Source organism: Chryseobacterium sp. T20 (assembly GCF_047345655.1).
Classification (GTDB): domain Bacteria; phylum Bacteroidota; class Bacteroidia; order Flavobacteriales; family Weeksellaceae; genus Chryseobacterium.
This window is the reverse complement of the sequence record NZ_JBLFDU010000008.1, coordinates 135498-150889: the sequence shown is the minus strand read 5'-3', so window position 1 is coordinate 150889 and position 15392 is coordinate 135498. Positions and strand designations below refer to the sequence as shown.

Here is a 15392-nt window from a genome sequence, read left to right as displayed (position 1 = left end):
TACTGATTTATTTTTTTTCTGTTGAAAATCCCTGTTCTTTTAACACTGAAACCTGTTCTCCGGCATATCCCCAGTTATCATCTTCAATTTCATTGATCACAATATGGGTTAAATGAGGATCCTTATTCAAAACTGAAGTCACGGCTTCACTTATTTTTCTGATTAATTGTTGTTTGGTTTCGCGGGTAAGATCTTCGCGAAGCACATCTACTTTGATGAATGGCATGATGGTAAATTTTTAAGGTTATTTGAATTAATAAGCTTCCGCAACAAGATGAATGTTTAAATCAAAATTGTTGTAGATGAGTGTGTCACCAAGGTTGGTAAAGAAATTAGACGATCTGAATCTGATGTTGAATTTCGTTCTGTCAACTGCGATCTTGCTTTTAAGAACAGCTGTATTATCCGTTTTTACAATTTCCAGGCTGGTATCGATAGGATGGGTAATCCCCTTTATAGTAAGATCTCCTTTTACATAATAAAGATTTTCTTCACTGGGTTCTGCATGTGTGATTTCGAAATAAGCTTCAGGAAACTGTTCAGAATTAAAGAAATCATCAGAAGCCAGATGATTGGCAAACTGTGTGTTGGTTTCAGCATCCTCAATATCAAGGATTTTGATGGCTTGGGTATCAATGATGAACTTTCCGGAGACAGGTTTTCCTTCTCCAAATGTGAAGTTACCTTCTTTTACACCAATTGTACCGTTATGAGCTCCGGTTACTTTTCTTCCGATCCAGTCGATAGTACTGTTTTCTTTATTGACTTTAAAATTTTTTGTGTCCATTTTTATTGGGTTTAAATATTGACACAAAGTTCAGCCGATCAAAAGAAAAAGTTACGTGATATACCTCACAAAATAGAGGAGGAGCTCAATCGTTTTTAAAGAGGTTGATTATTGATGCAGTCTGCTCAATGTTTCTCTGGTTACTCCCAGATAAGAAGCAATCAGATGCTTTGGAACCAGGTTGTACAACTGAGGGTACATGGATAGAAGTTCTTCATACCGGAATTTGGCATCATTATTCATAAAAGAAAGCAAACGTTTCTGGGCGGCTACATACCCTTTGTTGGTTCTCCATCGGAAGAAATGTTCAACCTCATGAATTTCATTACAGATTTTTTCTCGGTCTTCGTTAGAAATAGAAAGGATTGTAGCGTTGGTGATGCAGTCTACATTGATGGTTGCCCTTGTTTTACTGTAAAGTGCATCAAAATCTGTCACCCACCACGTAGGCATGGCAAACTGAAGGATAAACATTTTCATGCTGTCATTAAGATAAAAAGCTTTCAGACAGCCTTCCAGAACAAAATATTCATGATTCACAAAATCACCTTCCGAGATGAGACTTTGTCCCTTTTTTAAAGTAATCAGATTAAAATGCCCAAAAACATAATCAAACTGCTCTTCTGTGAGAGAAGTAAATTTTGAAATGTGATCCTTTAATATTTCTTTAGAATTAACCATGATGTGTAATGAATATTCAAAAGTAAGTCTTTTTCAGAATAATTTTAATGTGAAAAGAAATCGGGTAGTATTGTGGTTGATTTTCTGTGAATTATATTCCAAATCTTACATTTATTTTTCCTATATTTAAACAGACACCCACAAATTGTTTTTAACAAAACAGGATTTGTGACGACATATTAATAAAAATTAAAACTATGGGTATATATTTAGCGCCCGTTATTTTCTTTGGGCTTATCATTTTATTCGCTTCGTTTTTTGTGGTTAAGCAGGAAACAGCGGCGATTATTGAACGTTTCGGGAAATTCCGTGCTGTAAAACATTCAGGTCTTCACCTAAAATTACCAATCATAGATCAGATTGCAAAAAGACTGAATTTGAGAATTCAGCAGCTTGATGTGATGATTGATACCAAAACATTAGACAATGTTTTCATTAAAATGAAAATTTCTGTTCAGTATCAGGTGATTAGAAGCCAGGTAGGGGACGCTTACTATCGTTTGGAAAATCCTGAAAATCAAATTACTTCATTTGTTTTTGATGTGGTAAGAGCAGAAGTTCCAAAGCTGAAACTGGACGATGTGTTTGTAAGAAAAGATGATGTGGCAATCGCAGTGAAAGGAGAACTTCAGGAAGCGATGAACAGTTATGGTTATGATATTATCAAAGCTTTGGTAACGGATATTGATCCGGATGAACAGGTGAAGCATGCCATGAACAGAATCAATGCTGCGGAAAGAGAAAAAACAGCGGCAGAATATGAGTCTGAAGCACAAAGAATCCGTATTGTAGCTGTTGCAAAAGCAGAAGCTGAATCTAAAAAGCTACAAGGGCAGGGGATTGCAGATCAAAGAAGAGAAATAGCCAAAGGTCTTGAAGAATCTGTAAGAATGCTGAATAACGTGGATATCAATTCTCACGAAGCATCAGCACTTATTGTAGTAACACAGCATTATGATACTTTACATTCAGTGGGAGCAAGCAACAGAAGTAATCTTGTCCTTCTTCCTAATTCACCTACCGCAGCAAGCGGAATGCTGAACGATCTTGTTGTTGCTATGACAACAGCAAACACAGTAGGAGAAGCTACTAAAGGAAAATATCCTGATCCTCCACAAAAAGAAACCGGATTTTAAGATAAAAAAGGAAAATGAAGATATAATGGTTAACTTTTCCGGATTGACCAAAAGTAACTTCTGACTTCATTCTTCCAGCTTCCAACATAAAAAAAGTTCCTGAAATTTTCAGGAACTTTTTTTATTTATTATTTCTTCGTTTTAGAAACCTGTTCTACCAATGTATATTTGATTGAAGAAGCATCTGCCGGTGGATTAGCGATTTTTTCTGTTTTTACTTTTAAAACATATTCATAACCCGGCTCATAAGTAAAGCCTTCAATGTGGCTGTAGAAATTCGTCCAGTCTGTAGAAGCACTTTCTTTTACCTGCATGCATTGCATACGGCCAGCTCCAGCAGAACACTCTACAGTTTGTGGTCCTACGATAATTGTTTTTTCATTGGCTGCCAGTTCTTTCTTTTTTGTCTTAGAAACCTGCTTTACCAAGGTGTATTTTATGGAAGATGCATCAGCTGGTGGATTGGCAATTTTCTCCGTTTTTACCTTTAAAACATATTCATACCCCGGTTCATAAGTAAATCCTTCGATATTGCTGTAGAAATTCGTCCAGTCTCCGGAACCATTTTCTTTTACCTGCAGACATTTCATAGGAGCTACTCCTGTACAATCTGCTGTTTGTGGTCCTACGATGAAAGTTTTTTCATCCCCTGCGGATGCATTGGCTGTGGTTGTACATTGCGTCATTGCGAATAATGCTAATGCGGGAGCTGCCCCTTTTAGAATTGTTGCTATACTTTTCATAAACTTGATTTTTCCCCATACCTCGCAATTACCATGCCGAAATTAGCTTTCCTGAATTGTAGTACTTCTGCTATTGCTTTTTACTTTTTTAATCATTTAATTTGAATTTCTTAAACACTAACCACAAAACATAATTCTTATAATAAATATGGAAAATCAAATGCAAGTTGAAAATTACAGGATTCAAAAACCTGAAATGTGGGCAGGAAATATCGGGGATGAGGAAATAAAAAGCCGAATCAAAGACTCCGAATTTGCCAAAAGACAAATTGATGAAGGTCGTGATTACTGCTACTTTTTGGATAAAAAATACTACACAAGCAACACCGAAAACAGTGAGTATGTCTGCATGGCCTACACTCTGAATGAACCGGGAAACCTGGAAAGGGCTTCTGTTTCTGACGTGATTGTTGAGGAGAATGAAGTCTATCAGATTCACAGGATCAGTGTGTTGAGAGACGGAGTGCTGATTGATAAGATTCCGGATACGAAAATTAAGGTTCTTGACAGTGAAAACCAGAGCAGTGGTGGAGTCTTGAGCAGTAATAAAAAAATCAATATTACCATCAAAGATCTCAGACTGTATGATGTTCTGATTTTAGAAGATTCAAGAATCAAAGAATTTACAGATCGTGATTTTCTGAGAAAGGAATTCTCAAAATATGTCTGGGTAAGTCCCGATAATTATTGGGCTTATGGCAGTTTTAAATTCACATTTATCAACGAACGTGAACAGACAATTGCTTATAAAAAAACTTTTTTTAGAGATGAACAGGGCAATGTTCTTGAACCGGAAATCAATCATCTGAAAAAAGGAGAACGGTTCGTCATTGAAGAAGAGAATTATATAAATCCTGTAGACTCAGGACGTGAAATTTTCCCTTATATAGATTTTGCTACAGAAAGTAACTGGAAAGACCTTTCCAACTATATTGTACCGATCTATGAGGAGATTTTCAATAAAGCTTCCTTAAAGGATTTTGCTCCGAATCTGATTGAAAAACTGGATGCGATTACTGATCAGGATGAAAAGCTGCAGTTTGCCATAGAATATGTTCAGAATCATATTTATTACATCTTCAACGCGGATGAAATGAATGGACATAAGCCGCAGGAACCGTCAGTAACTTATGAAAATAAACAGGGAGACTGTAAGGCAAAATCCGTTTTGTTAAAAGTAATCCTTGATTATATTGGAGTGGATGCATCTGTAGTGCTGGTGAATTTTAATACAGATTATTATATTAAATACTATCTTACTTCATTATTAAACTTTAATCACGTAGTGGTAAAAGTAAACTATAAAGGCGGAGAATATTTCATTGATGCCACCATCCGCGATGAATTCGGATTGATTGAAAACAGAGGATTTATCTATTTTATGCATTATCTGGAAGTGAAAAGAGATCAGGAACTTCAGGTGAGAAAATCGTATAAATTCCCTTATTTCTGCATTAATGAAAGAGTTGATTTAACGGCACAGGGTAATAGCGGAAAACTTACTCTGTCAACGACTTATAAAGGAAACAGAGCGAATGCTATGAGAAGGTATTTTAAAAGTACTAATAAAAGAGAAATTATAGACAGCTGGAACAGTTTCCTTTTCTATGCACTCAATTATTCAGGTGACCGAAATGGGACAGATGTCCGAAATGTATTCAAAGATGCTGCTATTGATGTAGTAAGCGATGATAAGAAACTGAATGAAGTGAAGATTCAGTATACCGCTGCTATTGAGAATCCTTATTTTGTAGATCCACAGAAAAACCGTTTTCTGATGTACTTCGACCGAAATGTAGTCAAGGCAAGTGCAAGAGATTTTATTCATAAAGATTTACCATTCTGGCATAATTTCGACAGTGAGAAATATGAAATCAACCTGCATACAGATCAGAAAATTGATACTGAAGAAAAATATACAATTCAGGAAAGCACAATAGCGAATCCATATTTTGACTACAAAAGCCGTAAAAAAGTGAACAAGAACGGGGCTAGTGTGAATATTGAATATAATCCTCTGATCAATCTTGAAATTCCGCAAAGCGAGTTTGAACAATTCAGAACAGATCATCATACCGTTGCCGACAGTAATTTCGGACTGGGAATTGATATCATTGAACCAGGATTGATGAATATGCTTAAATTCAGCTTTAAAAAGAAATTTAAATAGAGCTTTACATTCAAAGTTTAAAATTTAAGGTTCAAGGTTTAAAGTTTCGGCGAGCGGCGAAGCCGCCCGCCGAAACTATTTATTCTAATAATATTCATTGATAATCAATTGAAAAATACAATTTTATATATGAACAGGATAATGGTTGCGGGACTTTGTGTTGCGGTTTCCTCATTTGTTAAAGCACAGAGTTTGACCAAAGAAAATGTTACAGGATTCTGGAAACTGAAGGAAGCCGGATTTTATGAAGGGAAAAAGAAAGTGATAAAAGAATTTGATAACTGCCGTTTGATGAGGAATTACGCGATCAGGGAAGATGGTTTTGCCATTTATAATTATGTAGAAGGAAAAACAGGAGATTGCAGCCCTTCCGAACCAAGACTTTCTTTTTGGAGGATTGTAGAAAACAGAATCCAGTTTTATGTGGATGACCAAAACATTTTGGAAGAAGTAGAAGTGACTTTGAATAATGATAAAACGATCACTTTTTCAAGTTATATTCCTAAAAAGACAAAAGTGAATGGCGATGCTCTTGCTGAAAAAATAGTAAACACCGTTCACTATGATATCCTTGAAAAACAGTATTGATGATAAATAATAAACTTTTTGACGTATGAATTATGTAACGCTAATTTATCTCCTTAACATCGTATTGTATGCTTTGTATTTCTTTGGAAGAACCGGAAGTGAGGTGGCAATGTCCAGTCTGGATTATATGGTTTCCGGAATCCTATCCCTCTTTCTGGTGTTTGCAGGATATCTGAATGCCAAAAAAGGAATGATCTACAGAACAGTTCTGTGGATATTTTTTGTGAATGTATTTTTATTTGCTTGTTCCGGTTTGTTTGATCAGTTTGGGAGCCATTTTAATATCCTTTCTACAAGTAATAGTGACAGTTTTCTTTTTTCATTGGCACTTATTGTTTATAATGGATACCTTTTTCCGTTAACGATTATTCTTGATGGTTCAGGTCTGGCATTGATTGTTCCGGTTCTATTATCGTTTATTCTGCCTTCATTAGGTTATCTGATTGGGAAGAAACTTCATCATAATAAACAGAATTCTACCGACATATAGTCATTGCGAACCGAAGGTGAAGCAATCTCAATATTATTCATAAAGCTGCTCGTTGAAAAACGCAAAGGCACAAGGTTTTTACAAACTATATGCTTTTAAGACGCAAAGATTTTATCTCCGATAAAATTGTACTTCTCTAAAAATGAAACTGATATTTCAAAGATGCCTTTGGCGCTCCAGACAAAAACTGAAGGCTTTCGAACATAGTTAAATAATCCAGACTTTAATACTCTCTCGCAGAGTAAGCGAATTGAGTAGATTTTTTTGTTAAAAAGCTTCGCTTTTCTACAAATAGTAGGTGTTGAATGAATTCACCAGCATTTTTGTCATTCCGAGCAAAGCAAGGAATCTAAACTTTAATATCCTCTACAGCTCTTGAAAATTAGGCAGATATTATTAAAAAAAATCTGCGTAATCTCCATAATCTGCGAGAAAAATAATACTGTATCATTTGCAGAAATCTCACATTAAGCGAAGTCGAAATGTTCTTGCGTATTCAAAACTAAAAAAAGAAAAGAAACTCAAGGCTATTCCTGTTTCTGAGGCTGATTATTGGAGGTGAAGAATTTCTGTTTACCGATCAGAAGTTCAAAAAACAGTCTGAAATCTGAAATGAGAGACCATAAAGGATACTTAAAAGTAGCCGGTTTATTTTTCTCAATCACGGCATGACTGAACCAGGCAAATCCATAGCCTACGATTGGGATGTACCATAGAAACCGTTCTTTTCCGGAACTGATGACGTACCATATAACGAAAAAGACGAGAAATGTTCCGATAAAATGAAAGATGCGGGTTCCTGTTTTACTGTGCTCTGTAAGATAGAACTGGTAAAACTCTCTGTATGTTTTGATTCTTTCGGCCATGGTGATCTAGTTTGTTGATTCTATTGAAGTTAAAGCAATAATGCTGCCGATTTTTAAGAGAGCCTGAAAAAGAAAAAGGCAAAACAGCGAATCAGTCTTTCCATCAGGTTTAACCTCTTTGCTATTTTGCCTTTCCGCAATGGTATTGATTGCTTATTTAGCTGTCTTTTAATTCTTTTCCAAGTTTACTGTTTTTGTATCCGTAGCAGAAATAAATTACCATTCCAATCAGGAACCACATTCCGAACCAGAACCAGTTCTCATGGCTCATTCCTGTAAGAAGGTAAAGACATGAACTTAATCCAATCAATGGAATTAATGATAAATTCTTGATAAAAGCTACGACACATAGAATCAGGTTAATGATAATAAAGAAGAAAATAGAAGCTCTGAATTCTCCTTCATTAGGATCTGACCAATTCATCAGGTTGTCAAAAAACTCCGGTTGCCATTTGTAGAATGCCAGCAAACCACCAATAAAAATAACAGGGAAAATGATTTTTCCATTCACATACGGAAGGTGGAATCTGCCTTTTATTTTTTCTTTAGCCGGAAGCATAAGCACTCCTGCACACACCAGTACAAAGGCGAAAATAGTTCCGATACTGGTAAAGTCAAGGATGAAAGTTTTATCTGTAAACAGGATAGGAATACCTACCACAATCCCTGTAACAATAGTTGCATACGATGGCGTTTTATACTTAGGATGTACTTTCTGGAATCTCTGAGGCATCAGTCCGTCACGGCTCATGGCATACCAGATTCTCGGCTGTCCCATCTGGAAAACCAATAATACGGTAGTAATGGCAACAATTGCAACGAAAGAAACCACAAGCTCCATCCAGGCTACATTAGCATTTGTTTTTTCAAATATAAAGGAAAGCGGATCTCCCACGCCGTCAAATTTCTTGTAATCTACCATACCCGTCAATACAAGCGTTAATGCGATATAGATCACAGTACACAGCACAAGAGAGATGATCATTCCCTTTGGTAAAGTCTTTTGTGGGTCTTTAGTCTCTTCAGAAAGAACACTTAAAGCATCAAATCCGATATAAGCAAAGAATACTCCTGATACCGCACTCATTACCCCAGCAAAGCCATTCGGCATGAAGGATGGTGTTCCTGTTGTAGGACTTACTGGAGTCCAGTTTTCAGTATTGATATAAGAGAAACCAACCAGAATAACCAGTAAAATAACTCCAAGCTTTAAGATAACCAAAGAGTTGTTGAAGTTTTTACTTTCTTTTACTCCTACATAACAAAGCCATGTAATCAAACCGTTAATAACCAATGCCGGAATATCTACAATGAATTTCAAACTTCCGATTAATGGAGCTGTTTTCCATGCATTTAGTAATTCCTTGTTTTCAGAACCATATTGAACCGCTTTTCTCGCTTCAGTATAGCTGCAGGTTAGATAATCAGGGATATGCATTCCGAGACGTCCTAGGAAACTGGTGAAATAATCTGACCAGGAAAAGGCTACGTAAATATTCCCGAAAGAATACTCCATGATCAGAGCCCATCCGATTACCCACGCAATAAGCTCACCAAAACTGGCATAGGCATACGTGTAAGCAGAACCTGCAGTAGGAATTCTGCTGGCAAATTCAGCATAGCATAAAGCGGTAAACCCACAGGCAAATCCGCAGATCAAATATAGTAGAATAACACCGGGACCACCTCTGAAAACGGCTTCTCCCAAACTGCTGAAACTTCCAGCTCCAATAATGGCCGCTATACCAAAAAAGACAATGTCCCATACACCTAAGACTCTTAAAAGTCCCGTTGAAGTATCTGTATCTGAATAGATTTTTCTTCTAAAAAGTTGACTCATTCAATAACTATATTTGATTTGAAAAAAAGCAAATGTAATGATTTTTTATTTTGATGTTAACAGTTGTTAAGAACATTTGGGTAAAAATGCTCAAACAAAAGGCTTTAGTCCTTATAAACAGGGATTTCCACATAGCTGTCGTTGTACCATTTTATCTGCAGAGGCTCCCCGGAATCCTTAATCGTTTCATCACTTACATCTTTACCGGAACCGTAGTTGATTTGCCAGTTGGGACTTTTATTCACTCCAACCAATAACAGGAGTTTACTTCCTTTTTCTATCTTTTTACTCATGAAATAGGAATTGTTAATCGGAATCTGTTCCGTTTTATTGGGTTCAAGAAGCTGTCGTTTTTCATTATTCTTTGCATAGCTGGCTCTCACAATATGAGTGGAGAGTAACGAAGATTTCCCATCCGGTTGAATCTGATACAGGTAAGTATCCGTGTCAAAATCTTTTTTATTGATGGAAACATTGAAGACTCCGGAAAGATTTCCGCTCATGGCGATATCCTTGTCAAGAACTTCGCTTTCAAAAGCCACAGAATTCGTCATTTTTATGCTGTCTTTTTTGCTGACTTTGTAATAAGTGTCTTTCTGGTCTCTGTTTTTAAGATCAACAATTTGTGTTGTGAAGGTCTTGTTTTCAGGTTTATTAAATACAGAAGATGTATTTTTTTTGTCCTGGAGGTAAAATTTCAAAGAAGAATTATGCATTTTATCAAGATCAGCCACATGCTTCCATGTATTCGTATTCATTACCTGAAAATTGATTTTGTCTTTTAACATTTCCGGTTTTTTACCGCCTTTAAGAATATAATCAAACCATGAGAAAGCGAGATCATCAATGCTTATTCTGGCTACCGGATCAATAGGGTTTCCATTCACATAAGTAAACCCGAAACTTTGGGCTCCTCCATGATTATAAGGGCCTATGACCAGATAATGATCTGCATTTTTATTGTATAGGTGATGTTGTTTAAAATAATACAGCGCACCAATCTGATCATCATCATAATATCCTGTAGTCGTCAGGATAGGAATATTGATTTTAGAAAAATCCTCTTTGTAAGGAACCATTTTCTGCCAGTACTGATCATATCCCGGATGATCCAGCCATCGCTGGAATATTTTGCTCGGTTTTCCGCTTATGGTGTCCAAAGACCTGAATGCTTTTCCATTTTTGTACCATTTTGTATAAATAGAATCCCATTTTACAGCATTGGCGAAATCAGCCTCGTCCGTAAGTTTGTTATTGGTCACATACTGTATCCACTGAAGCATATAGCTCATGAAGATATTATTCTGAGCCGGATAATCGATCCCGATTCCAACAGCAACCTGAGGAACAATAGTTTTTAATGCCGGATGTAGTTTTTTTACAGCTCCCCATTGGCTGAAACCTAAGTAACTTCCCCCAATCATTCCCACTTTTCCATTGCACCATGGTTGTTTGCTTACCCAGTCGATGACTTCATAAAGATCTTCAGATTCATGTTCAAAAGGATTATTTACATTATTACTGTTTCTTTTACCACGTGTATTAACAACAGCACCTACGTAGTTATAAGTAGCCGCTCTTTTTCCGAAGAATTCATCAAATGAACCTGCATAAATATTGCTGGTAAGAATAACAGGAAGTGGTGACGTATTACCCTTTTTCCGAACAATAGTGATCGTTAAGGTAGCTCCGTTTTTTATAGTAAGATCTTTGGTTTCAATAATGAATCTTTCCTTGTCTTTTGAAGTCAGCAGCTGCATCACCTGAGGTTTGATCCCTGAATAGGTTTTATAACTCAAATAGCTTTTGCATAGAGCAAGGGCTGTCCTGTAATCTATACTGTCTTTGTCTTTTTGTTTATCCAGTACTTTCTTCAGTTGTTTTTTAGATTCTCGCACATCTCCGTCAAGAGCAATTCCTAGTCTGGGAATCGTTTTTTCTAAAAGGCTTTCATATTTTTTATTAAATACTTTTTGAAGGGCATTGGAAAAGGAAGTATTGTTTTCTTTTTGCTCCATTTTCGTAAGGGCATACAATTCAAATCCTATATATCTGTAGTCTCCCATATTGTTATCCGCAAAGAGCTTACGGTTTTCGGTAAGAGAAGTCAGCGAATTTTTATAATCCTGAGCCACTATCTGCAAACGGAAAAGGTTGTCCATAAGATCAACGGTATTTTCCGGCTTGTATTTTTCCGACTGAAGATGAGGAATTACTTGCATGGCAAGTCCCGGTATCTGTTTTTCCAATAGAACAGAGTCAGTTACAGCGGTCTTCGGAAAGTAAAATTTTTGTGCCTGCAGGAGGTTGACAAAAATTAATGCTAAAAGAATCTTAAATTTCATGTGATGGTGTGTTTATGGTATGTTTTTAGCTGCTGTTGAAAAAGTATCAAATTAAAATGTGTTTTTGATAACTGTTTATTAAAATTGTTTACATTTTATCAAACGAAAGTAGTAAATTTTATCATTGTATGGTGAGAAAATTTACATTGTTATGAAATAAGAATTAACAGCCATTAACACTGTTAAAACTTGCTTAAACAATAAGTTTTTAATATTTTCGTTAACTTATTTAGACTAATTTTCTTATATCAAGAAGAATGAAATCAAAAAAAATACTTTTAGCGGCTGCTGTAATATATTTCGGAATCTCCGATGCTCAACAGTCTCAATATTTTACCCAGAAAGAAAATTACAGGTTCAATCTAGCCGAAAATCTTTATCAGACTAAAATATACAATGCTTCTCAATACGAATATGCAAGACAATACTTCTACAATCAGAATTTGTCCCGTTCGAAAAAAGAAGCTGCGCAGTTTTTTGATAATGTGATCGGTGTGATTCTTCAGAAAAATCATGCTGAAGATGGGTTAACGGCTTTTATGAAAGAATATCCTAACTCTGCTTATTTTGCACAGGCTAATCTTCCTTTGGCAGATTACTATTTAGCGAAAAAAGACTTTGACAAAGCACTGGAAACCCTGAAAAAAGTGAATCAGTATCAGCTTTCAAAAGAAGAAAATACCCAGTATATTCTGAAGCTTGGATATGCAAAATTCATGACGGGTGATTCCAAAGGAGCTACCGATGCCCTTGAAGAAGCTTATAAAACAGCAGATCAGTCTCAAAAAGGAGATATTGCTTATATGCTTGGGCATTTGTATTATAGCAACAGACAAAGTGATAAAGCTTTCCAGTATTTTGATTCCATAAAGGATCAGGATAAGTTCTCCAAACTGGTACGTCCTTATTATGTACAGATGTATTACAATGATAAGAACTACGATCAGGCTATTACAGAAGGAAATGCTCTGTTAAACGAAAATATTTCAGATTCTTATAAAGCTGAAGTTCATAAGATCATTGGGGAGAGCTATTTCATGAAGAATGATTATACTTCTGCCTACCCCCATTTAAAAGATTATCTGAGCGTACAGCAAAATCCATCAGAAAACGATTTGTATGAGATGGGATTTGTGGCTGCACAGCTTAAAAAATATGATGAAGCGGTTTCTTATTACAACCAGCTTTTGAATAGTAATTCTGCTTTGGCTCAAAATGCTTACTACCAGTTAGGAAATGCTTATCTGGCTGTAGATAAAAAGCAGGAGGCTCTTTCCGCATTCCGTTCTTCTTATCAGATGGATTATGATGCAAAAGTGAAAAAGCTGGCTCATGAGCAGTATGCTAAATTAAGTTACGATATTGGTAACCCGTTTGAAAGTCCTTCTGCGGTTATCCAAAGTTATATCAACGAAAATCAGAACGGAGCCAATGCCACAGAAATGAGGTCATTATTGGTGAAGTCTTATCTGTACTCCGGAAACTATAAAGAAACGCTGAATGCGATTGACAGATTGCAGAGTTCGACTCCTGAGATCAACAAAGTAGATCAGGAGGTTTCTTATTTATTGGGGACTGAAGAATTCAACAAAGGAAACTATGATGAAGCGGAGAAATATTTCTTAAGAAGTCTTGGTTTTAATATCAATAAAGAATTCAATAGCAGAGCTTTGTACTGGCTGGCACAGGTATATTATCAGAAAGGAAATTATCCTTCTGCCATTGTTCGTTACGAAAAGCTTCTTACTGAAAACTTCCCTGAAAAACAGCAGCTGCCTTATGATTTAGGATATGCTTATTTTAAATCCAAGAAATTTGATCAGGCTGCTACGTATTTCAAACAATATCTTACCAATCCGAAACCGGAATTTAAAAATGATGCAGAACTTCGTCTCGCAGATATTCATTATGCCAACAATGATCTGAACGAAGCGATTGCCATCTACGATAAAAATGAGGATGCTACAGATTATACTTTGTACCAAAAAGCAATGGCTTTAGGATTCAAGGGAGATACGCAGGCGAAGATTACCAACCTTAAAAACCTTTTATCAAAATATCCGGATTCCGAATATTATGATGATGCTCAATACGAAATAGGAACAGCCTATGCTGCTCAGGATGATTTTGCGAACTCAAATGATTATTTCGGAAAAGTAATTAAAGGATCTTCAGACAAGGATCTGATTGCTAACGCATCTATCTACAGAGCACAGAATTACATCGATCAGAATCAGAATGATAAAGCACTTTCTGAACTGAAATCTCTGGGTGAGCAGTATAAAAATACAGCCTATGCTCAGAAAGTAGTTCAGGCTGCAAAACCAATCTTTACGAAAAACGGAGATGTTTCAGGTTATGAGACTTTCGCAAGAAATATTGGGGTGAATGTAGATGCTGCTGAAATTGATGAGATCAACTTATCTACAGGGAAGCAGTTGTTCGCGAAGAAAGATTATAAGAATGCAATTTCTTACTACGAAAAGTATCTGACACAGAATCCGACAGGTGAAGGATTGTACCAGGCTAAGTACGAATTAGGAGAAAGTTATTATCAGACTAACAATTCAACTAAAGCTTTACTTGTGCTTCAGGAAGTTGCTGTAATTCAGAACGATTACCAGGATGATGCACAAACTCGTTTAGCTCAAATCTTTATTGCACAGGGGAATACTGCAGAAGCTAAAAAGTACCTTGAAGGCATTAAAAACTCTTCCAACATCAGCATTAAAAACTATGCGAATGTAGAGTTAATGAAACTGTATGCAGAAGAAAATAATTTCTCTGAAGCGGAAAAATTAGCCAATGCAGTGATTGCCAATTCTAAAAACTCAGCAGCGGTTATTGAAACAGCGAAAGTGATTAAGGCAAGAAGTCTGATGAACTCCGGAAAAGATAAAGAGGCACAGGCTGCTTATGTTTCCCTTGAAAAATCATCCAATACTTCGGTAGCTGCGGAAGCTTTGTATGCTAAAGCGTATTATCAGAACAAAGGAAAAGCTTTCAAGTCTTCTAATGAAACCATCTTTAAGCTTGCCAACAACTATGCTTCAGAAGAATTCTGGGGAGCAAAAGCTTTGGTATTGATGGCGAAAAACTATATCGGTCTGAAAGACAACTATCAGGCAAGTTATACCTGTGATCAGATCATTGCGAACTACAAGGATTTCCCTGAGATCGTAGCGGAAGCTAAAGAAGTTAAAAAGCAGATTAAGAAATAGGAAATGAAGGTGTTTAAAATTGCCATATATTCTTTTTTAATTTCCGGTTCTCTCTGGAGCTGCATTCCTTCATATAGTGCATATCCAAAGGAGTATAACCATGCAAAAGCTGATTTCAAAAAGCAAAAAGCTTTTGTGGTGAATAAGGATCTTGAGGAAGAATTTAAAATTTTAAAACATTCTGATATTTATGAAATTGTAGAAGACAGTGCTAATGCAGCTAAGATCACGCTGCATCCTATGACGACGCGTACTCCTCCTTGTGGAAACCCAATGATTGGAAGTATGCTCACCGTCGGATTATTGCCTTCAGGATTTCCATATGATATTTCTTATAGTTATGATGTAGCTGAGAACAGTACAACGAAAAATTATCAATACAAATTACAAGTTTATCAAAGCCTTTGGCTGTTTAATATATTCAGACTGGGGAGAACTTTTACAAAACAGTCAGGGAAAGCTTTATTAGGCAACTACATTGCTTCCAATAAATAAAAGCCCGTTATATATTTTTTTCAAATAAAG

At 36.2% G+C, this 15392-nt stretch carries 13 protein-coding genes; 6 read left to right on the top strand and 7 right to left on the bottom strand.

All coding sequences use genetic code 11. The features are described from left to right. Window positions 1–7: 7 nt before the first annotated feature. The 3 genes from ACMA47_RS17665 to ACMA47_RS17655 all read right to left on the bottom strand — a co-directional run bounded on the left by ACMA47_RS17665 (window position 8) and on the right by ACMA47_RS17655 (window position 1468). Window positions 8–226 carry a tautomerase family protein gene (locus tag ACMA47_RS17665; RefSeq protein WP_291896516.1) on the bottom strand — a complete coding sequence of 73 codons (219 nt, stop codon included), beginning with the start codon at window positions 224–226 and terminating at the stop codon, window positions 8–10. Between the two features lie 27 nt (window positions 227–253). Then, window positions 254–787 (bottom strand): YceI family protein, encoded by a 534-nt coding sequence (locus ACMA47_RS17660; protein ID WP_413930848.1) that lies wholly within the window; start codon window positions 785–787, stop codon window positions 254–256. Window positions 788–895: 108 nt separating this feature from the next. Then, window positions 896–1468, bottom strand: coding sequence for a Crp/Fnr family transcriptional regulator (locus ACMA47_RS17655; protein WP_413930847.1), 573 nt, complete (start codon window positions 1466–1468; stop codon window positions 896–898). A 197-nt stretch (window positions 1469–1665) separates the two neighbouring features. Here ACMA47_RS17655 and ACMA47_RS17650 point away from each other — a divergent pair, with 197 nt between their 5' ends. Next, on the top strand, window positions 1666–2604 hold the full coding sequence (locus tag ACMA47_RS17650) for an SPFH domain-containing protein (protein ID WP_034697083.1): 939 nt from the start codon (window positions 1666–1668) through the stop codon (window positions 2602–2604). A gap of 128 nt (window positions 2605–2732) precedes the next feature. Here the strand turns inward: ACMA47_RS17650 and ACMA47_RS17645 are convergent, their stop codons facing one another. Continuing rightward, window positions 2733–3347, bottom strand: a complete 615-nt coding sequence (locus ACMA47_RS17645; protein ID WP_413930846.1) for a DUF4377 domain-containing protein — start codon at window positions 3345–3347, stop codon at window positions 2733–2735. A 148-nt stretch (window positions 3348–3495) separates the two neighbouring features. Between ACMA47_RS17645 and ACMA47_RS17640 the strand changes: the two genes are divergently transcribed. From ACMA47_RS17640 to ACMA47_RS17630, 3 genes are all read left to right on the top strand, one after another. Continuing rightward, a complete protein-coding gene (locus ACMA47_RS17640; RefSeq protein WP_413930845.1) occupies window positions 3496–5517 on the top strand; it encodes a hypothetical protein in 2022 nt (673 codons plus the stop codon). Between the two features lie 129 nt (window positions 5518–5646). Then, window positions 5647–6105 carry a lipocalin family protein gene (locus ACMA47_RS17635; RefSeq protein ID WP_413930844.1) on the top strand — a complete coding sequence of 153 codons (459 nt, stop codon included), beginning with the start codon at window positions 5647–5649 and terminating at the stop codon, window positions 6103–6105. Window positions 6106–6130: 25 nt separating this feature from the next. Continuing rightward, a complete protein-coding gene (locus ACMA47_RS17630; RefSeq protein WP_413930843.1) occupies window positions 6131–6595 on the top strand; it encodes a hypothetical protein in 465 nt (154 codons plus the stop codon). 527 nt (window positions 6596–7122) lie between these two features. On the opposite strand, the gene ACMA47_RS17625 is transcribed toward ACMA47_RS17630, so the two are convergent. The 3 genes from ACMA47_RS17625 to ACMA47_RS17615 all read right to left on the bottom strand — a co-directional run bounded on the left by ACMA47_RS17625 (window position 7123) and on the right by ACMA47_RS17615 (window position 11646). Next, the gene (locus ACMA47_RS17625) at window positions 7123–7461 is read right to left on the bottom strand and encodes a DUF962 domain-containing protein (RefSeq protein ID WP_034697086.1); all 339 of its coding nucleotides are present in this window, start codon (window positions 7459–7461) and stop codon (window positions 7123–7125) included. Window positions 7462–7618: 157 nt separating this feature from the next. Next, complete coding sequence (locus ACMA47_RS17620; protein ID WP_034697088.1) at window positions 7619–9301, bottom strand: APC family permease; 1683 nt, start codon at window positions 9299–9301, stop codon at window positions 7619–7621. A 104-nt stretch (window positions 9302–9405) separates the two neighbouring features. Next, a complete protein-coding gene (locus tag ACMA47_RS17615) occupies window positions 9406–11646 on the bottom strand; it encodes a CocE/NonD family hydrolase (protein WP_413930842.1) in 2241 nt (746 codons plus the stop codon). Between the two features lie 257 nt (window positions 11647–11903). Between ACMA47_RS17615 and ACMA47_RS17610 the strand changes: the two genes are divergently transcribed. Both ACMA47_RS17610 and ACMA47_RS17605 read left to right on the top strand, forming a co-directional pair. Further along, a complete protein-coding gene (locus ACMA47_RS17610) occupies window positions 11904–14867 on the top strand; it encodes a tetratricopeptide repeat protein (RefSeq protein WP_413930841.1) in 2964 nt (987 codons plus the stop codon). 3 nt (window positions 14868–14870) lie between these two features. Continuing rightward, window positions 14871–15362, top strand: coding sequence for a hypothetical protein (locus tag ACMA47_RS17605; protein ID WP_413930840.1), 492 nt, complete (start codon window positions 14871–14873; stop codon window positions 15360–15362). Window positions 15363–15392 lie beyond the last annotated feature (30 nt).

What these genes read in the sequence shown, in the direction of transcription:
- ACMA47_RS17605 (WP_413930840.1), top strand. Translation starts at nt 14,871, where the DNA reads ATGAAGGTGTTTAAAATTGCCATATATTCTTTTTTAATTTCCGGTTCT.
- ACMA47_RS17625 (WP_034697086.1), bottom strand. Translation starts at nt 7,461, where the DNA reads ATGGCCGAAAGAATCAAAACATACAGAGAGTTTTACCAGTTCTATCTT.
- ACMA47_RS17620 (WP_034697088.1), bottom strand. Translation starts at nt 9,301, where the DNA reads ATGAGTCAACTTTTTAGAAGAAAAATCTATTCAGATACAGATACTTCA.
- ACMA47_RS17665 (WP_291896516.1), bottom strand. Translation starts at nt 226, where the DNA reads ATGCCATTCATCAAAGTAGATGTGCTTCGCGAAGATCTTACCCGCGAA.
- ACMA47_RS17660 (WP_413930848.1), bottom strand. Translation starts at nt 787, where the DNA reads ATGGACACAAAAAATTTTAAAGTCAATAAAGAAAACAGTACTATCGAC.
- ACMA47_RS17635 (WP_413930844.1), top strand. Translation starts at nt 5,647, where the DNA reads ATGAACAGGATAATGGTTGCGGGACTTTGTGTTGCGGTTTCCTCATTT.
- ACMA47_RS17615 (WP_413930842.1), bottom strand. Translation starts at nt 11,646, where the DNA reads ATGAAATTTAAGATTCTTTTAGCATTAATTTTTGTCAACCTCCTGCAG.
- ACMA47_RS17655 (WP_413930847.1), bottom strand. Translation starts at nt 1,468, where the DNA reads ATGGTTAATTCTAAAGAAATATTAAAGGATCACATTTCAAAATTTACT.
- ACMA47_RS17645 (WP_413930846.1), bottom strand. Translation starts at nt 3,347, where the DNA reads ATGAAAAGTATAGCAACAATTCTAAAAGGGGCAGCTCCCGCATTAGCA.
- ACMA47_RS17630 (WP_413930843.1), top strand. Translation starts at nt 6,131, where the DNA reads ATGAATTATGTAACGCTAATTTATCTCCTTAACATCGTATTGTATGCT.
- ACMA47_RS17610 (WP_413930841.1), top strand. Translation starts at nt 11,904, where the DNA reads ATGAAATCAAAAAAAATACTTTTAGCGGCTGCTGTAATATATTTCGGA.
- ACMA47_RS17650 (WP_034697083.1), top strand. Translation starts at nt 1,666, where the DNA reads ATGGGTATATATTTAGCGCCCGTTATTTTCTTTGGGCTTATCATTTTA.
- ACMA47_RS17640 (WP_413930845.1), top strand. Translation starts at nt 3,496, where the DNA reads ATGGAAAATCAAATGCAAGTTGAAAATTACAGGATTCAAAAACCTGAA.